At 69.9% G+C, this 14,775-nt stretch carries 19 protein-coding genes; 14 read left to right on the top strand and 5 right to left on the bottom strand.

The genetic code is table 11. The annotated features are described in order from the left end of the window. The first annotated feature begins 129 nt into the window (after positions 1-129). From DA085_RS20815 to DA085_RS00260, 11 genes are all read left to right on the top strand, one after another. Positions 130-2,565, top strand: coding sequence for a bifunctional DNA primase/polymerase (locus DA085_RS20815; RefSeq protein WP_161958362.1), 2,436 nt, complete (start codon positions 130-132; stop codon positions 2,563-2,565). Positions 2,566-2,644: 79 nt separating this feature from the next. Beyond that, positions 2,645-2,935 carry a helix-turn-helix domain-containing protein gene (locus DA085_RS00300; RefSeq protein WP_109470944.1) on the top strand — a complete coding sequence of 97 codons (291 nt, stop codon included), beginning with the start codon at positions 2,645-2,647 and terminating at the stop codon, positions 2,933-2,935. Between the two features lie 150 nt (positions 2,936-3,085). Next, positions 3,086-3,589 (top strand): hypothetical protein, encoded by a 504-nt coding sequence (locus DA085_RS20810; RefSeq protein WP_154402043.1) that lies wholly within the window; start codon positions 3,086-3,088, stop codon positions 3,587-3,589. A gap of 242 nt (positions 3,590-3,831) precedes the next feature. Then, positions 3,832-4,158 carry a hypothetical protein gene (locus DA085_RS00290; RefSeq protein ID WP_109470942.1) on the top strand — a complete coding sequence of 109 codons (327 nt, stop codon included), beginning with the start codon at positions 3,832-3,834 and terminating at the stop codon, positions 4,156-4,158. Continuing rightward, positions 4,155-4,601, top strand: coding sequence for a hypothetical protein (locus tag DA085_RS00285; protein ID WP_109470941.1), 447 nt, complete (start codon positions 4,155-4,157; stop codon positions 4,599-4,601). The genes DA085_RS00290 and DA085_RS00285 overlap by 4 nt, the downstream gene beginning before the upstream one ends. 82 nt (positions 4,602-4,683) lie before the next feature. After that, positions 4,684-5,172 (top strand): hypothetical protein, encoded by a 489-nt coding sequence (locus tag DA085_RS00280; protein WP_109470940.1) that lies wholly within the window; start codon positions 4,684-4,686, stop codon positions 5,170-5,172. A gap of 25 nt (positions 5,173-5,197) precedes the next feature. Then, entirely contained in the window at positions 5,198-5,914 is a 717-nt protein-coding gene (locus DA085_RS21090; protein ID WP_161958361.1) for a hypothetical protein, read from the top strand. A gap of 26 nt (positions 5,915-5,940) precedes the next feature. Then, a complete protein-coding gene (locus DA085_RS00275; RefSeq protein WP_161958360.1) occupies positions 5,941-7,497 on the top strand; it encodes a recombinase family protein in 1,557 nt (518 codons plus the stop codon). Beyond that, a complete protein-coding gene (locus DA085_RS00270) occupies positions 7,494-7,814 on the top strand; it encodes an ATPase, T2SS/T4P/T4SS family (protein WP_109470938.1) in 321 nt (106 codons plus the stop codon). The genes DA085_RS00275 and DA085_RS00270 overlap by 4 nt, the downstream gene beginning before the upstream one ends. Beyond that, positions 7,811-8,545, top strand: a complete 735-nt coding sequence (locus tag DA085_RS00265; protein ID WP_109470937.1) for a type II secretion system F family protein — start codon at positions 7,811-7,813, stop codon at positions 8,543-8,545. The genes DA085_RS00270 and DA085_RS00265 overlap by 4 nt, the downstream gene beginning before the upstream one ends. Then, on the top strand, positions 8,542-9,171 hold the full coding sequence (locus tag DA085_RS00260) for a type II secretion system F family protein (protein ID WP_109470936.1): 630 nt from the start codon (positions 8,542-8,544) through the stop codon (positions 9,169-9,171). Before DA085_RS00265 ends, DA085_RS00260 begins: the two co-directional genes overlap by 4 nt. A 104-nt stretch (positions 9,172-9,275) precedes the next feature. On the opposite strand, the gene DA085_RS00255 is transcribed toward DA085_RS00260, so the two are convergent. Beyond that, entirely contained in the window at positions 9,276-10,058 is a 783-nt protein-coding gene (locus DA085_RS00255; protein ID WP_109470935.1) for a hypothetical protein, read from the bottom strand. Positions 10,059-10,555: 497 nt separating this feature from the next. Here DA085_RS00255 and DA085_RS00250 point away from each other — a divergent pair, with 497 nt between their 5' ends. Continuing rightward, positions 10,556-11,080: a hypothetical protein gene (locus DA085_RS00250; protein WP_154402042.1), complete on the top strand. Its 525-nt coding sequence runs from the start codon at positions 10,556-10,558 to the stop codon at positions 11,078-11,080. Between the two features lie 79 nt (positions 11,081-11,159). Continuing rightward, positions 11,160-11,369: a nucleotidyltransferase gene (locus DA085_RS00245; RefSeq protein ID WP_109470933.1), complete on the top strand. Its 210-nt coding sequence runs from the start codon at positions 11,160-11,162 to the stop codon at positions 11,367-11,369. Between the two features lie 255 nt (positions 11,370-11,624). Here the strand turns inward: DA085_RS00245 and DA085_RS00240 are convergent, their stop codons facing one another. Further along, entirely contained in the window at positions 11,625-12,260 is a 636-nt protein-coding gene (locus DA085_RS00240; protein WP_109470932.1) for a hypothetical protein, read from the bottom strand. A 212-nt stretch (positions 12,261-12,472) separates the two neighbouring features. Here DA085_RS00240 and DA085_RS00235 point away from each other — a divergent pair, with 212 nt between their 5' ends. Further along, entirely contained in the window at positions 12,473-12,919 is a 447-nt protein-coding gene (locus DA085_RS00235) for a hypothetical protein (protein WP_109470931.1), read from the top strand. Between the two features lie 41 nt (positions 12,920-12,960). On the opposite strand, the gene DA085_RS00230 is transcribed toward DA085_RS00235, so the two are convergent. The 3 genes from DA085_RS00230 to DA085_RS22075 form a co-directional block, all read right to left on the bottom strand. Then, the gene (locus DA085_RS00230; RefSeq protein ID WP_154402041.1) at positions 12,961-13,896 is read right to left on the bottom strand and encodes a hypothetical protein; all 936 of its coding nucleotides are present in this window, start codon (positions 13,894-13,896) and stop codon (positions 12,961-12,963) included. Further along, on the bottom strand, positions 13,889-14,002 hold the full coding sequence (locus tag DA085_RS22080) for a helix-turn-helix domain-containing protein (RefSeq protein WP_474100127.1): 114 nt from the start codon (positions 14,000-14,002) through the stop codon (positions 13,889-13,891). The genes DA085_RS00230 and DA085_RS22080 overlap by 8 nt, the downstream gene beginning before the upstream one ends. A gap of 86 nt (positions 14,003-14,088) precedes the next feature. Next, positions 14,089-14,451, bottom strand: a complete 363-nt coding sequence (locus tag DA085_RS22075; RefSeq protein WP_474100124.1) for a recombinase family protein — start codon at positions 14,449-14,451, stop codon at positions 14,089-14,091. Positions 14,452-14,775 lie beyond the last annotated feature (324 nt).

Below are 14,775 nucleotides of genomic sequence, written 5' to 3'. Positions count from 1 at the left end.
GATTCAAGAGTCTCCGTTGTGGCCGATCGGGTTCCCCTGGGGCGCAGCGCAACCCGCAATGGTGCGCCTCAGGGAACCCGTGGCCCGGGGGCAGCGGCACGACCACAACGAGCACAAGGAGCCACCAAGATGAGCAATGACGCGTACGCCCAGGCCGTCCGGATGGCCAGGGTCGGGCACAGGGTGTTCCCGCTGCGGGGCAAAGCGCCCGCGACGAGCAACGGTTTCCACGGGGCCAGCAACGATGCGCAGCAGGTGGAGGTCTGGGGTCGGGGGTTCCCGGAGGCCAACTGGGGCCTAGTGACAGACAATTTCACCGTCATCGACGCGGACGCCCAGTGGCTGGCGGACGCGCTGGCCGACGCATTCCCGGAGGCGCCGCGCGTCCGGACGGGCAAGGGCGGCCACTTCTACTTCGCCGGTGATCCGGCGGTAGGCCGGACGGTCCGGCCAGGAGGCAGGCCGAAGACGGACCGCGACGGCGTCCTCCTCGAGGCTGAGTGGCTTCCCCTCGACTCCTGCTCGGGGCCGACGGGCTACGTCGTTCTCCCCGGGTCGGTACACCCGGACACCGGGGACCGGTACGAGCTCGCGGGGGGCGCCCTGGACGGGCCTCTGCCGCCGCTCCCGGCGGCGCTGGCTGCGATCGCCACCAAGGAACTGTTCGCCGGGGGGCGGGCTGCGAAGGGCACCGCGCTCCGGCGCCACCTGGCCGAGGCGCCAGGCGGCCCCGGCTCGGGGCGCAACGACTGGGCGACGGCGCTCGCAGGGCACCTAGCCGGTCTGCTGCGCGCGGACCCCGTGCACAAGTGGCTCTACGACGCCGTCATCGGCCACTTCTGCGCCCAGTTGGACCCGCACGACTGGGACGAGGCCACGTGGACGGACATCGGCGAGCGGATCTGGGTGAAGGAGACCGAAAAGCCAGGCGGGACCGACGGCGGCGGGGGAGGGCGCGGGCCGTCGGTCGCGACCGTCCTCGTCGACATCCTCGACGCCGGGTATCGCGCCGTCCGGTCCGAGGACGACGCTGCGCTCGTGGCGGTGCCCGTGGACGGAGGAGCGGTCCTAGACGTCAAGTCGGTCTCGCTCTCAGACAGCCTCGCGGCGGCCGCCTACGACCAGACGGGGAAGGTCCCGTCCGCGTCCGCCGTCAACGAGGCCCTCGGTGTGTGGCGCGGGCGCAACGTCGGCGCGCCTAGCGAGCGTGTGTTCGTCCGGGTGGGTTCGACCCCCGAAGGCTGGGCGGTCCTCGACCTGTGCAACGACCGAGGCGAGGTCGTCGTGATCCGGCCGGGAACGTGGGAGGTCACCGCAGACTCGCCCGTCCTTTTCCGTCGCCCCAACGGCTCCCTGCCGCTGCCGACGCCGCTCCCCGGCACGGGCGACGTCTACGCGGGGCGCGAGCTGCACAACGTCTCGGACGAGACTTTCCGCCTCCTGCGGGCCTGGCAGTCCGCGGCACTTCGCGAGGACATCCCCCATGCGATCGCCGCTGTGACCGGCCAGCCGGGCTCGGCGAAGACCACGCTCACCCGCCTGCTGACGCAGCTCATCGACCCGCACGTCGCCAAGGACATCGTGGTGCCGCCGGAGAAGGACTGGGTGCAGGTGCTGCGGTCTTCGTGGTGCGCCGCGTTCGACAACGTCTCCAGGCTGGCCGACTGGACCTCGGACGCCTTGTGCAAGGCGGCGACCGGGGACGGCCGCCGGGGGCGGACGCTGTTCACCGACTCCGACACCAACGAGCAGCGGATCCGCCGCGTGATCGCCTTCAACGGTCTCGGTCTGGCCGGGGTCCGGGGCGACCTTGCCGACCGCTCCATGCTGGTTGAGAGCCTGCCCGTGACCACCCGGCTGGAAGACCGGGAAGTCTCGGAGCGGGCCGCGGCGGCGGCGGCCAAGGCACTCGCCGGTGTACTGGACCTGACCGCCGACGCGCTCGCGTGCTTGCCCGACGTGAGGCTCGAGAACGCGCCCCGGATGGCCGACTTCGCGCGGCACCTCGCCGCGATCGACAAAGCCAGGGAGTGGGACACCCTCAAGGAGTTCAGCGGCACCCGGTCCAGCATCTCGGCGGCCATCCTGGAGACAAGCGCCCTGGCGGCCGCCCTCCTGGAGGTTGTCGGGTTTCGCGAGGGCCGCTGGGGGACCTCGGAGCTGCACAACCGGCTGTCCGGCACTCGGCACATGTCGGGCAAAGCCATGCCGCCCCTGAACGCCCTGACGTCCGAGATCAACGCCCTCGCACCCCTCATGAAGGAGGTCTGGGGTATCGAAGCAACCCACGTGAAGGGCCGAAAGGGCAACGGGTTCGAGTTCAGAAGGCTGCTTGTGGAGGCTGTGGAAGTTCCGCAACTTGTGCCGGACTTCCAAGGAGAAACGGAGGGGTACCCCTCGTTCCTCTCTCCCGGGGCGCCCGCCGAAGTCACGGAACCTCCACAGCCTCCACAGCCTCCACACCTCTCGCGTGACCAGCGAGACGCGCTCCTGGCGCACGTCCTCAAGGAGCACCGGCGCCTGCTGGCCCGGCAGCGCGTTGGCCAGCCCAGCGGGGAGGGCTGACGTGGCCGCGGCAACCCGTGCCGGAGCGCCCGACCGCGCCCCGCAAAACCCAAGCACCGCCAACCGGAAGGACAACAGCATGAACCCTTATCCGCTGCCCCTCGGCGTCCGGCAGCGACAGATTCTCGCCGAGATGACCTCATCCGACCGGCCCACCTGGGCCGCCGAACTCGCCCGGGCAACCGGGTCGCCGCGCGGCCACATCCGCAACACGCTGCGTGCCCTCGAAGCTCGCGGGTTCGTCGAGGAGGTCCCGCCCGGCTCCCGACTGGACGCGCCTCGAAGCAACCCGGCGCCTCGCCTGCTGCAGATCACGGCTGCCGGTGCGGCCGAGGTCGCCCGCCGCGCCGGGGCGGGTGCCTTGCCGTGAGCCGACGCCTACTGCGCGCCCGCTCGCTCGCCTGCGGGTACTTCGGCGCCCTCCCCGCGGCCCGTCGCGGCCCCTCCGACGGTCCTGTGCACCCGGAGCGGGCCTCGGGCGCACCCTGGCCTTCGCGCCTCCACGGAAGGCCCTCGGGCAGTGGCTAGGCATGGGCAGGTCCGCGTCTACACCCTTTACCCCTCGGTGACCGGCTACGTCGCGGATCGGGGGCTTGCGGCTAGCAACGCCGAGTACGCCGTTGCGGCGGCCACCCCCGGCCAGGCGGCCCAGTTCGCCAGTGATGACCGGTGGGCCGACGCGCGCTCACCGAAGGGCATCCTCGGCATCCGGTACGGCGGCTCCTTCGCGCTGCCGTGCGGCTGCCGCCAGGCGGAGGTACCGGACCCCGAGGCCGTGGCCGCCCACCTCCGGGTGTGCGATGCCAGCCCGCCTGCCGCCGAGGCGGACCCGGCACCGGCCCCGACCCGCCGGGCGCGGAGGCCTCCAAGGGTGAGGGGCGCCTCCTGGTTGCCCGGCAGCAGTTGCCCCGCGGGGGCTCACACACTGACCTCCGACCTGATCTACCGGATGAAGAGCGGCCGTCGCCAGTGCCGCGCGTGCCGGGCAGCCCGGGCGTCCGCCGCGCGGCAGGCCTCGCTGTGATTCCGCAGGGCGGCCCCGCATGGTCCGATGGACGTAGGCGCAGCGTTGTGCCCCTTTCTTGCGCCAGGACGCCCGGGCCTCTCTTCGGGCCGCGAAAGCGGTTGAGGTCCGGGCGTCCGCGCTTCCCTCTCCCCGGTGCCCGCCGCCCCGGGTGTCAAGCGACACAGACGAGTTCCCTTGCTGGGAACGTCTCAAGGGGAGTTTGATTGAAGTTACAACTAATCGAACTCAAGGAGCACACAATGAGCGAACCGTGGTCCCCGCCCCGGCGGGTCGAGATGGGCGGCGTCGGGCTCGGCCCCAACCAGCGTCTCGTCCTAGCGGCCGCCGCCCGGCTTGCGACGCAGCACGGCGGCACCACCGCCTACGAGCTGGGTCGCCAGCCCGAGGCCCCAGACCGGCGCAGCGCGCTGGTCCGGGCGATCAACACCCTGCGCGAGCGGGGGCTGATCGAGGACGTCCCGGCCCGGTACCGGCCCGGCGTCAGCCCCGGCGCGCGCCTGCTGCGCCCGACCCACGCCGGGCTCAGGGCGCTCCGGCACGCCCGCGAAGCGGGAGGGGACCGGTGACCGACGACGACAAGTTCGAGCAGGACGTGGAGGCGCTGGTGGACAAGCTGAGCCGTTTCCAAGCCGACGTTGAGGCGCGTGCCTACGAACTCCGGGTCGAGCACGAGGCCAGGCGCCGGATCGAGGCCGACCGGGACGCCGCGGACCGAGCCGCGATCGCGGTCCGCATCGACTGCGAGGTGGCGGACGCCGTCTTCCGGCTGTCCTACGAGTACTTCTCGACCTTCGCCGACGAGGTCGCGGAGTTCACCGGGCTCCACGTCGTCCGGGTCCGCCAGAGCTTCGAACGGCTCCGGCGCAAGGGCGTGATCCGCCAAGAGGCGACCTACGAAAGCGGTGTTCCCGGCCTGAGGCACGACACCAGAGGCCCGAAGCCCAACGACGGCGAGACGCTCTGGACTCCGACCTACGAGGTCACGGCGCGGAGCGCCTGCGATGACTGACCTCGCTCGCGTTGAGGCGGCTTTGGCCCCGAAGGTCCCGTCCGCGGCCCTCGGGTGGGGCTCTAGCCGCGACGGAGCCCGCATGGTCACCCTCGGCGGCCGTGACGCCCGGCCGAACCTGACCGCGCTCTCGTACGTCGAGGCGCGTGTGACGCCCTCCGCGGGCGGCGGGCGCTGGGCTGTCGCGACCGCGGTGAGCGCCCTGACCGGCGGCAACGTCATCCGCTGGACCAAGAGGGCTGTGATCCCGCTAGGTGTCGACGTCCGCGGGGGCGACAGGTTCCTGGTGGCCGTCCCGCGCGGGCTGCGGCCCGCCTTTGATGGCGTGGCGGTCCTGACCGGGGACGGCGCCAGCGCGCGGGCAGCGTACCGGGTCGAGTTCGGGCACGCGCACGACCCGGACTTACCCCCGGTCTCGGAGGGTGACCCCGAGCGCGTCGAGTTCGCGTGGGCCGCGGCGGACACGACCCTGTCGGCGCATGTCAGCGCTGACGCCCGCGCCCGGGTCCGCGAGCGGGCCTACGAGGTCGCCGCCCAGATCACCGCCTACGACAACCGGGAATGGCTATGAGCACCAACCTACGAGGAGCGAAGCAATGAGCACCGAGAGCAAGATGCTGGCCGCCGCGCTGCGCGGCCTAGACCCCTTCGGCCGGTTCGGCCTGGGTACCGACAAGCCGGACGTTCCGGCGTTCGACCCCGGGAGCGTCCAGAGGTACGCGGAGCGGGTTATGGACGTCCCCGAGGTCGCGGGCATCCTCGCGGCGTTCGGGGCCGTCTCTTACGACGGCGCCAGCCACGACGCCTCGATCTTGCTGCACGCGTTCGCCGGGCCGGGCAAGCTGGTACGGGACAGCGCGCTGAGCAGCCACCCGATCAGCCGCACCGCCTCGCCCGCGCTTGGGGTCTGGGGCAGCCGTGAGGCGCTGGTCGGGCTGCACGCCGAGGTTGCCCCGGCGACTCCGGTCGGCGACGCGGAGCGCGTAAGCCCTTGGGTGAACGGCGGGGTCTGGGCCGTGTGCCCGGCGTCGGACGGCACCGACCCCCGCGTCGACGCCGCCCTGCGACTCGCCGGGACCTCCGGGGAATTGCGCGCGACCCCGCAGGGCTGGGTGACCGGCACCGACCCGATCGCGCCGGTACTGGGCTGGCTGCTGTGGCGCAGGCGGACGTTGCTCCGCGGCGCCGGGTGCATCTGGCCCAACAAGGCCTGGTTTACCGGCCCGGTCCGGGGCGGCGTCCCGCTCGCGCAGCTGCCCGGCCGGGACTACCAGGACGTCGCTGGGGCGCTCGAGGCTGCGGGCAAGCGGTGAGCGACGTCACGCGGGCGTGTGGCTACGTGAGGGTCAGTACCGAACGGCAGGTCATCGCTGGCTACAGCCTGCCTGAGCAGAGGCTCGCAATCGAGGCCGAGTGCAAGCGTCGCGGCTGGGTCCTGCTCGGCATCCGTGCCGACGAGGGCGTTAGCGGCAAGAAGGGCGCCGACCGCAAGGAGTGGGAGGCGCTGCTGGACGCCTGCCGGGTCGGCGCGGTTGACGCGGTGGTCGTCACCAAGATCGACAGGTTCAGCCGTTCCGCGGCGGACATGATCGCGCGCACCGACGAGCTGACGGACCTTGGCGTCACCTTCGTCTCGATCGCGGAGTCCATGGACCTCTCGACGCCCGCGGGCAGGTTCATGCGCACGATCTACGCCGGTGTCGCCGAGAACGAACGCGAGACGCTCGCGGCCAGGAGCGCGATGGGGCTCCGCGGCAAGGCGCGGGCCGGACTATGGCCGGGAGGCGAGCCGCCGCTTGGGTACCGCGTCCAGGGCAAGAGGCTTGAGCTCGACCCGGACGAGATTGCGACCCTGCGGCGGATGGCGCGTCTCGTCGTCGAAGACGGCTGCACCACCGGTCAGGTTGCCGCGATCCTGGAGGCCGAGGGCGTCCGCGGTCGCAAGGGCGGCCGGATGACGCACCAGAACATCCGGCGGATGCTCAGCTCGCCCGCCCTGCGCGGTGAGGTCGCCTACGGCAAGCTGCCGGAGGCAAGGCGCGGCGGGCAGGGCACGACCCGGACCGATGCCAAGGGCCGGGCGGTCTGGGGCGAGCCAGTCGTCTGGCAACTGGAGGAGTCCCCGCTGACCGGCGGGGAGTTCGAAGCCCTCCAGCGCGTGCTGGCCTCCTTCTCCCACGGCCCCAAGGCCGACTCCGCGCCGTTCCCGCTGACTGGGATGATGCTCTGCTCGTGCGGCGCCCCGTTCGGGGGCACCAACAACCACGGCTACCGCCGGTACAGGTGCCGGGACAGCCGGTGGTTCGCGGACGGGCGGGCACGGTGCGCGATGCCGATGCTCAAGGCAGGCGAGACCGAGGACCGGGTCTGGAAGCGTCTGTACCCGGTCCTGGCTTCGCCCTCGAAGCTGCAGCGGGCGGTCCGGACCGCTCTTGCTGAGGCCGGGACCAGCGCCAAGAGCGTAGCGACTGACCTGCAGCGGGCCGAGGCGGCCCTCGCCCGCGCCCGCGAGGGGGTAACGGAGACGATCACGGCCGCGATCCGCGCCGGGGCGGCTCCCGACCTCGTTGAGGCCGCCGTGCGGGCGGCTAGCAGCGAGGCCGAGCTCCTGGCGAAGCGGGCCGAACGGCTGCGAACGCTGGCGGCCACTGAGCCGCAGGCCCCGGACGGGCACCTCGCGGCGCTCTGCCGAGCCGCTGCCGAGTTCGCGGGCCGCAAGCCGGAGCCCGCCCGGCTGCGTCAGGTGCTCTCTCTCGTCGGCGCGAGGGTCGAGGTCAAGGAGCTGAGCAAGGCCTCGGCGCTGGACGTCTCGGCCGCAGTCGACCCGACGGCGCTCGCCCTGGTGGTCGGCGGCGCGGTCACACTCGGGGACGCGGCCCCGAGGTGCGCGAGATGATGAGCGCTCTGAACACCGGGCACGAGGGTGGTGCGAGCACCCTGCACGCCAACGCGATCGCGGACGTGCCATCCAGGTTCGAGGCACTCGGTGCGCTCGCGGGACTCCCGGCTGATGCCGTCCATGCCCAGCTCGCCAGTGCGATCAGCGTGGTCATCCACCTCGCCCGGCACGACGGGCGGCGCACGGTGCGCGAGATCGGCGTCGTGCGCCGCGAGCGGGGTGAGCGACTCGCTGAGGTGGTGCCGGCGCTCGGCCCCGGCGGCACACGGACTCCCGGCTGGGCGGTCCTGGACCAGCTCCTCGGCGGGCGATGAGCAGCATGGGCGTGGCGGCGGGCTTCTGCGTCCTGGCTGCTGTGCTGGTGTTGCCCGCGTCCAGGTCCGAACGAGCGGTCCTTGCCCACCTCCGCCGGAGCGGCCGGGACGATGTGAGACCGCTCGGGCGCCTGCGCGCCGTGGTCGACACGGTTGTCCGGCGCGCCGGTGGGAGCATCCGTCGGACCGGCGAGGATGCCACCCGGTGGCTCCCTCTCCTGGACCAGCTCTCGGCAGCCCTGCGGGTCGGCCTGCCTCCGGCCGAGACGCTGGCCCTCACCCTCCGGGCCGGCCCGTCGGCGACCCGGGAGCACCTCGCTCTGGTCCTGGAGGCCGCCAGGGAGGGGCGCTCTTGTGGTCCGGCCTGGCTGCGTGCGGCCCGGGCCACCTCCAGCGTCGAGCTCGAGCTGCTGGCCCGGGCCTGGGGAATCAGCGAGCGGCTCGGCGCCCCGCTCGCTGATGCCGTCGACAGTGCCGCGCACGCGATGAGGGCACACCGTGACCTCGCGAGCAGGCTCGAGACGGCCACGGCCGGGGCAAGGACGACGGCGACCATCCTGACGCTGTTGCCGGTGGCGGGCATAGGCATGGCCCTGATGATGGGGGTGGGCCCGACCACGCTCTACGGCTCACCGGTGGCACTGCTGAGTCTCGGGCTGGGCGTGGTGCTCATCGCCCTCGGCCGAGTCGTCGTCGCGCGCATGATCGCGCGGGCGGTGCGGACCGCATGACCACCTCGGCCCTCCTTCCCTTCGTCTCGTCCGCGCTGGTCGCCCTCGCCGTCCTGACCTGGCCGCCAGGCACGCCACGGTCCCAGCCGTTCGTGGCGGCAACCGGGCGCTCTCGCTCGCGCGCCGTGGTCCTGGCCGTTCGGCGCCGCTGGCGTTCCGGGAGCGGTGCACGAGAGATCACAGTGCCCGACGTTCTCGACCTCATCGCGCTCGCCCTGGAGGCGGGCGCGAGCACCGGCGGAGCCCTCCGCGCCGCTGCCGACCGGCTCCCCGGGCTCACGGGAGCCGAGCTCCGTTCCGTGGCCGCGGCGCTGGAGTGGGGTCTCCCGGAGGAGGCGGCCTGGTCGGCGGCCCCGCCCCGGTGGGACGCGGCCGGCCGCGCGCTCCGGCTCGCGGCCCGGGCCGGCGTCCCGCCAGCAGGTCTGTTGCGCCGAGCAGCCGACGATGCGCGGCGGGAGCGGCTGAACCGGCTCGAGACGGCAACAGCCCGTCTCGGGGTCCGCCTGGTGCTCCCGCTCGGCCTGGCGTTCCTTCCTGGCTTCGTCCTCACCACCGTGGTGCCGGTGGTGCTCGCCCTGGCGGGCGCGCTGCTCGGGGGAGCGGGAGGCGACGTCCTCGGGCCTTGACAGCCCTACGCACCCCTCAACCGGAGACGGCTGCCTCCCGACAGGTGCCGGCACCTCACGTCAGGGGGCGGGTTGCCTCCCGACAGGTGTGCCCGCACGCCACGTCACGGGGCCGGCTCCTCGCTCGGGTCGGAGGAGTCAGTGTCCGCGGGCTCGCTCTCGTCCGCGCTGAACCCGCACTGCCTCCTCTCCATCTCGACCTGCTTCGTCAGGCGGGACTTGCCCGCGGCATGGGCCTCGGCGACGGTGCCGGAGTAGATCGTGTTGTCCTTGGACTCCAGGTTGACGGCTGAGGCGTCCTCGCACAGGTGGAAGACCTCGCCGGAGCTCGTCCAGTACACCAGGTCCTCGCCGGTGATCTCGATGACCGTTGAGGACTCCGCGGTGTACTGCTCGACGGACGGCGGGTCCCAGTCGACGCTCACGAGCGTCGCCAGCACCGCCACGACGACGCCGATCGTGCCGGCGATGGCCTTGTCCTTCTTGTCGAGGTCGTCGTTGAGCAGGATCATCACGATCAGCGGCAGGAACGCCACGATGGTGATGATCGCGCCCAGCTGGTTCTGCACGAAGAAGCGCACCGTGTCCTTGCGCTCGGCAGGGTCCAGGCGGTTGGCCTTCTTCCAGAGCAGAGAGCCCCCGATGGCGAGGGCGCCGATCACCACGATGAGGCCGACCAGCAACACCATGTTGATCTCGGCCTGCCTCAGCACCCAGAAGATCGCCACGGACTCACCAGCGATCGCCAGCGCCCACAGCAGGCCGGCCAGCAGGCGGAGGGTCCCTGCCTTCTTCCTGGCCTCAGGCGTCGCGTGCCAGGTCTCGCCTGGTGGCTCCGCGTCCTTGCGCTCCGGTGCCGACTCCCTTGCCCCAGAACTCTTCTCCACCCGGACGACCCTCTTACCGGAGGAAGATCTCTTCTCTGCCATCGCAACTCCCGTGCCATCCGTTGGGTTGTGGCCACCAATATGGCACGAGCGCACCCCGGACGGCGGTTGATGACCGTCGGACTCACAGGCACCCGAGGGCGAGTCGGCCTGTCCACACCCCGGCCGGCCCCTCTTCCGGGCACAGCACTTCCCGACGAGGGTCGTGGGCAACGGATCTTTCGGATCCGGGCCGCCGGGGAAGGCCTCCGGGGGAGGAAGGTGGCAGATGAGGATCCAACGGTTCAGGTCAGAGGTGTTCACCAGGTGGTGGCGCGCACGGGAGGCGGGAATGACGACGGCGGAGTATGCCGTGGGCACGATGGCTCCATGTTGGTCAGCATACTCTGCCCGGAATAGCGCTCTGACCAGCGCTTTTGCGTGCCATGCTGCCATGCATGATAGGCGAGGGCTGGCTGAGGGCAGAGTTGCGGTTCGAGGCACCAGAGGACTCGGTGATGACCGGGACCACAGTGCTTCTCTGGCGAGAGAACGAGGTCCGACCAGCGCAGGAAGTCGGCCGGGCTTACTGGCATTTGGTCGACCAGAGCGAGGGGACACCACTGGTTGAGCTCGACGACATCGGTGCCGACGTGCTGGCACTCGGTGAGGCCGCCGACCTTGTGGACGGTGACCTGATGTTGCTGGTCGAGCACGTGCAGATCAACGACGAGCGACTACGTGGTCTGGAGTTGGGGTTGCTACTGGTTCGAGAGACGGTGGCGGGGCTAGTTTTCGGCCGTGGCCACCTGCCAGTGATCCTCCAAGCTCAGCCCGATGGGTGGCCAGACATGGCCGCCGACCAGTTGGCTGCGGCGCAACTCAGCCTGGCTCGACACTGGCGGAAGCTGGGCTTCGGTTCGCTGCCGGGCACCGAGCCCGGCGACTGGATCATGTCCGCCACCGCCAGTCAGGTCACGGCCTGGACGGTCGACCGAGCTGACCTGATCGACCGGGTTCGAGCAGGTCTGGCCCGGCGATGAGCCACCCAGCGCGCTGCTGCGTCGGCGTCGCGGGCAGGTCCTGAACCTTTTCAGCGAGGCAGGCATCGAGGACGTCTGGGTGTTGGGCGCCGTCGGTCGAGGGGCGGACCACCATGGCGACCCGGTCGACTTCCTGATCGAGACAAGCGTTGAGCTCAGCGGGATCGACACGCTGACCCTGAGCCGGCGGCTGGAAGCACTGCTCGGTTCTGAGGTCGGGCTGACGCAGCTCGGTGACCTCGGTGGGCACTCTCGGGCGCGGGCACTCGATGATTCCACGCTGCTCTGAGGGGCAGAGCGGGGTCCGTTCGGTGGCCAGGTTTGGTCATGGTCAACCGATGCCCGACTACGAGCTCACCATCCACGATGGATGCACCGCACCCGGACAGTGATCTCTTCCTCCGTCCTGGGGCGCAACAGGATCTGGCCCGGTCTGAGGTCCAGTTCGAACGCCGCGATGCTTGGACCGCGCCAGCGCCCGTGGCCCTCCCGGTCAGTCGATCGCCGGTAGTCATACGGCCGGTTTCCCAGCAGGCTGTGACGGTCAGTCCTGCCTGTCGCCCTCGCCGGTGACTCCCTGCTCTCCAGAAGACACACCAGGGGCTGGGCCGAAGGGATCCCCGTTGGTCCACTTCAAGGACGTCAAAGTCGATCCGCCGTCAGAGCCCCCGACCACAGAAACTTCGAACAGGTCCCCAGTCGACGGCCATGCAAGTTCGAATGCCCAGCGATGTTCGTGGGCGGCTTCTGATCTGAGCGTTAACTCAGCCGTGACAACTTCAGGGTAGCGGTCGGTGATGGCGAACATCGCCGTGTCCCAGGCCAGGTCCCGGTCGGGGCGTTCGGGCAGCCTTCGATTGAACTTGGCGTATAGGTACGCGATTCCTGGGATGGAACCTATGGCTCCTAGTGTGAGAGTGAAGAGTTCGATGCCGCTGGCACCGATCCCTCCCCGACGATGGGAGTAGTCGTGGTGGTAACCCATCTGCCACCCGTGGTCGACTCGGATCTGCTCCACAACTTCGTCGAGCGCGGACTCGGAGTCCCAACCGTGACTGCTGGTCTCGAAGGTGACGACTGCGGTGGGGGTGAACCGTGGGTCGTTGCCCTCGATGACGACCCGCAGGCGAGCATCGTCATCCGGGAGTTCTCCGCCGTCTGCTGTCAGATCTGGGTCCATCGCCCATGTCTAGCCGCAGTCGGCGACAGAGGCAACAGACTGGCCTGAGCCCGGCACCCGGCACGGAATCGGTGGCACAGGTATAGGCGAACGCCGAGTTTGCGACGTCAAGAACGTTCTGGCGCTGGTGCAGCCGGACAGGATAGGTTCTGCAACAGGGTGGCAATAGGTGTGTCACTGCACCGTCGAGCAGAGAGCAGAGAGCAGAGAGCATGGATCACGAACCCGCCCGGGGTGTTGATCTGTACGGAGGACTGCGGCCTGCGTCGACACTCAAGGAGATCCTGTTCTTCCTGGAGCACGACAAGGATGTGGAGGCATCAGCGGAGATCGCGACGCCAGCTGGTCGGCGCGCCGCGAAGGACATCCGCGAAGGCTCTAGCCATCGTGTACGACTCGTCCACTACAACGAAGGCACTGACGACGCGGGCCCGTGGAGGTTCTTGGCCTTGGCCGTGCACTACGACCGCCCTGAGTGCCCCGAGGACGGGCCCGGGGTTGTGACCGTCATCCAGACAGTCGAGACCACTTATGAGGGGCCCGAGGCCATCACCCGCTACGTTTACGAGTGTGAGTTATCGGGGGAAGACTTGAGGGCGGCGCTTCACTTGGTCTTGGCTGGGATCCAGCCCCACCGGCTGGCGGAGTATGTCTTCTGAAGCGGGAAGCCGCTCGAGGGTGTCAGGATCGTAGGCTCGGGCTACCCGTCGAAGTCTCCAAAGCCCTCCGTCCCCTGCGGCTCAAGCAGGAAACTTCTGCCCGGCAGAGGGCCCCAAGCGGACCGGTCTGCTTCCCAGCCGTTGGGCGGGGTTGGCTGCGGGTTGTCCAGCCCGCGCCGCTTGTTCCACAGTGTCCATGCCTGTTTGAGGAAGCCCACCGGGATCGACCACACATCGACGAAGCTCTCCGCGGGTGTTTGGAATTCGTGCTCCCACACCCACGATCGGGCGTGGGCGGTGCCTGATGCCATGAACCAGTAACTCAGGACTGCCGAGTCAGGCCAGGTGAGGTGATCCTGGATCGTGTGTTGCACCTTGCGAAGAAGGTCGCTCTCGGAGACGTGGCTGCCAGGGGGCCGACCAGCCTGCCGCAGGATTTCGGCTGCTGCGTCAGCCAGTCCATCGACCTGGTCCGCCAGCTTCTCGAAGACCCGACCCTGGACGTACGGCGTGTCACTCCAGTGGTCAAGGATCTTCTGTGCGTCGCGAGCCTCCTGGTTCGCCAATTGCGCCGCCCGGACCCGTTGCTCTTCCACACCCTCCGGCTCCAGCACGTAGATGGCTCTGGCCGCGCCGAGCATTGCAGTCCGGGCCAAGCTCGTCTGCGGACGCTGCACCACCCCACCAGAGGTTGCCCAGTGCACATGCTCGCCGAGACCGGCGTGCTCGCCTGCGCTGACGAGGGAGCGCCACGCAAGCACCGCGGGGTTCAGCGTCCTCAGCCGTCCGTCAGCAGGGAGGTCTTCAAGGTGTTTCGCAATAGGACTTCCCGGTGCGGCCTTGCGCGCAAGGTCGCCCATCGGCGGGACGCCAAGCTGAGACCAGTAGCCCATTGCCAGGCGGCAGTAGGCGCCGATGTTCGCTAGCTCGTCGTCGGTCAGTGGTGAGGGTGTGCCGGTCGCCGCGTCGTCAGACACCGGCGGACTCCAGCGCCCGATACAGAGTGGCCCGCCCGACGCCGAACTCGCGGGCGACTCTGGCCTTCGGTACTCCAGCGGCAATCCGAGTCCGCGCCTCGGCCACCTGCTCGGCATTCAGCTTCGGTGCCCGCCCCCTGTATGCCCCGCGGGCTTTGGCCTTATCGATACCCTCCCGCTGCCGTTGCCTGATCAAAGCCCGCTCGAGCTCTGCAACGACCCGAGCAGTTGCAGTTGGAATCGGGCGAACGGATCGTCAACGCCGGGGCGGAACGTGAGCCGCTCGCTGATGAACTCCACGGTGACGCCGCGACCGACCAGGTCCTGCACGGTGGTCACCAGGTCGAGCAGCGAACGGGCAAGCCGATCCATGGACCAGACCCGGAGGGTGTCACCGTCCCGCAGATACCCCACCATCTCGGTGAACCCCGGCCGGTCCGTGCTGCCGCCGCTCACATGGTCCTCGAAGACTCGACCGACCTGGCCAACGTCCTGGCGGTCAGTCCGCTGGTCTGTGCTGCTCACCCTCAGGTACCCGACAACCTGCCCTGTCATGCCTAAACCTCCCGATCAGATGTGTCTCAGTGGCTCCGACTGGACCCTATTGGACGGTGGTGACAACCGGGGTGCGGCGGATCGTTGGGGTGTACCCCAGCGGACGTTGTGATGACGACTCACGAACCCTTGGATTCACACACGAGGGGGTGTATATCTATATCTCCTGTCCCAAGAGTAAGAATATAGATATATAGGGGTCTGACCTGCGGAGATGCTGGGACAAGGTCTGGGACAGGAGCGGTTATCGACTGTCCCAGTACTGTCCCAGTACTGTCCCAGTACTGTCCCAGCGTCCCACGTCTCCACCGTCCGGCGGCAAGG

It is taken from the genome of Ornithinimicrobium cavernae, assembly GCF_003121625.1.
Classification (GTDB): domain Bacteria; phylum Actinomycetota; class Actinomycetes; order Actinomycetales; family Dermatophilaceae; genus Ornithinicoccus; species Ornithinicoccus cavernae.
This window is presented reverse-complemented; position numbering and strand designations above follow the sequence as displayed.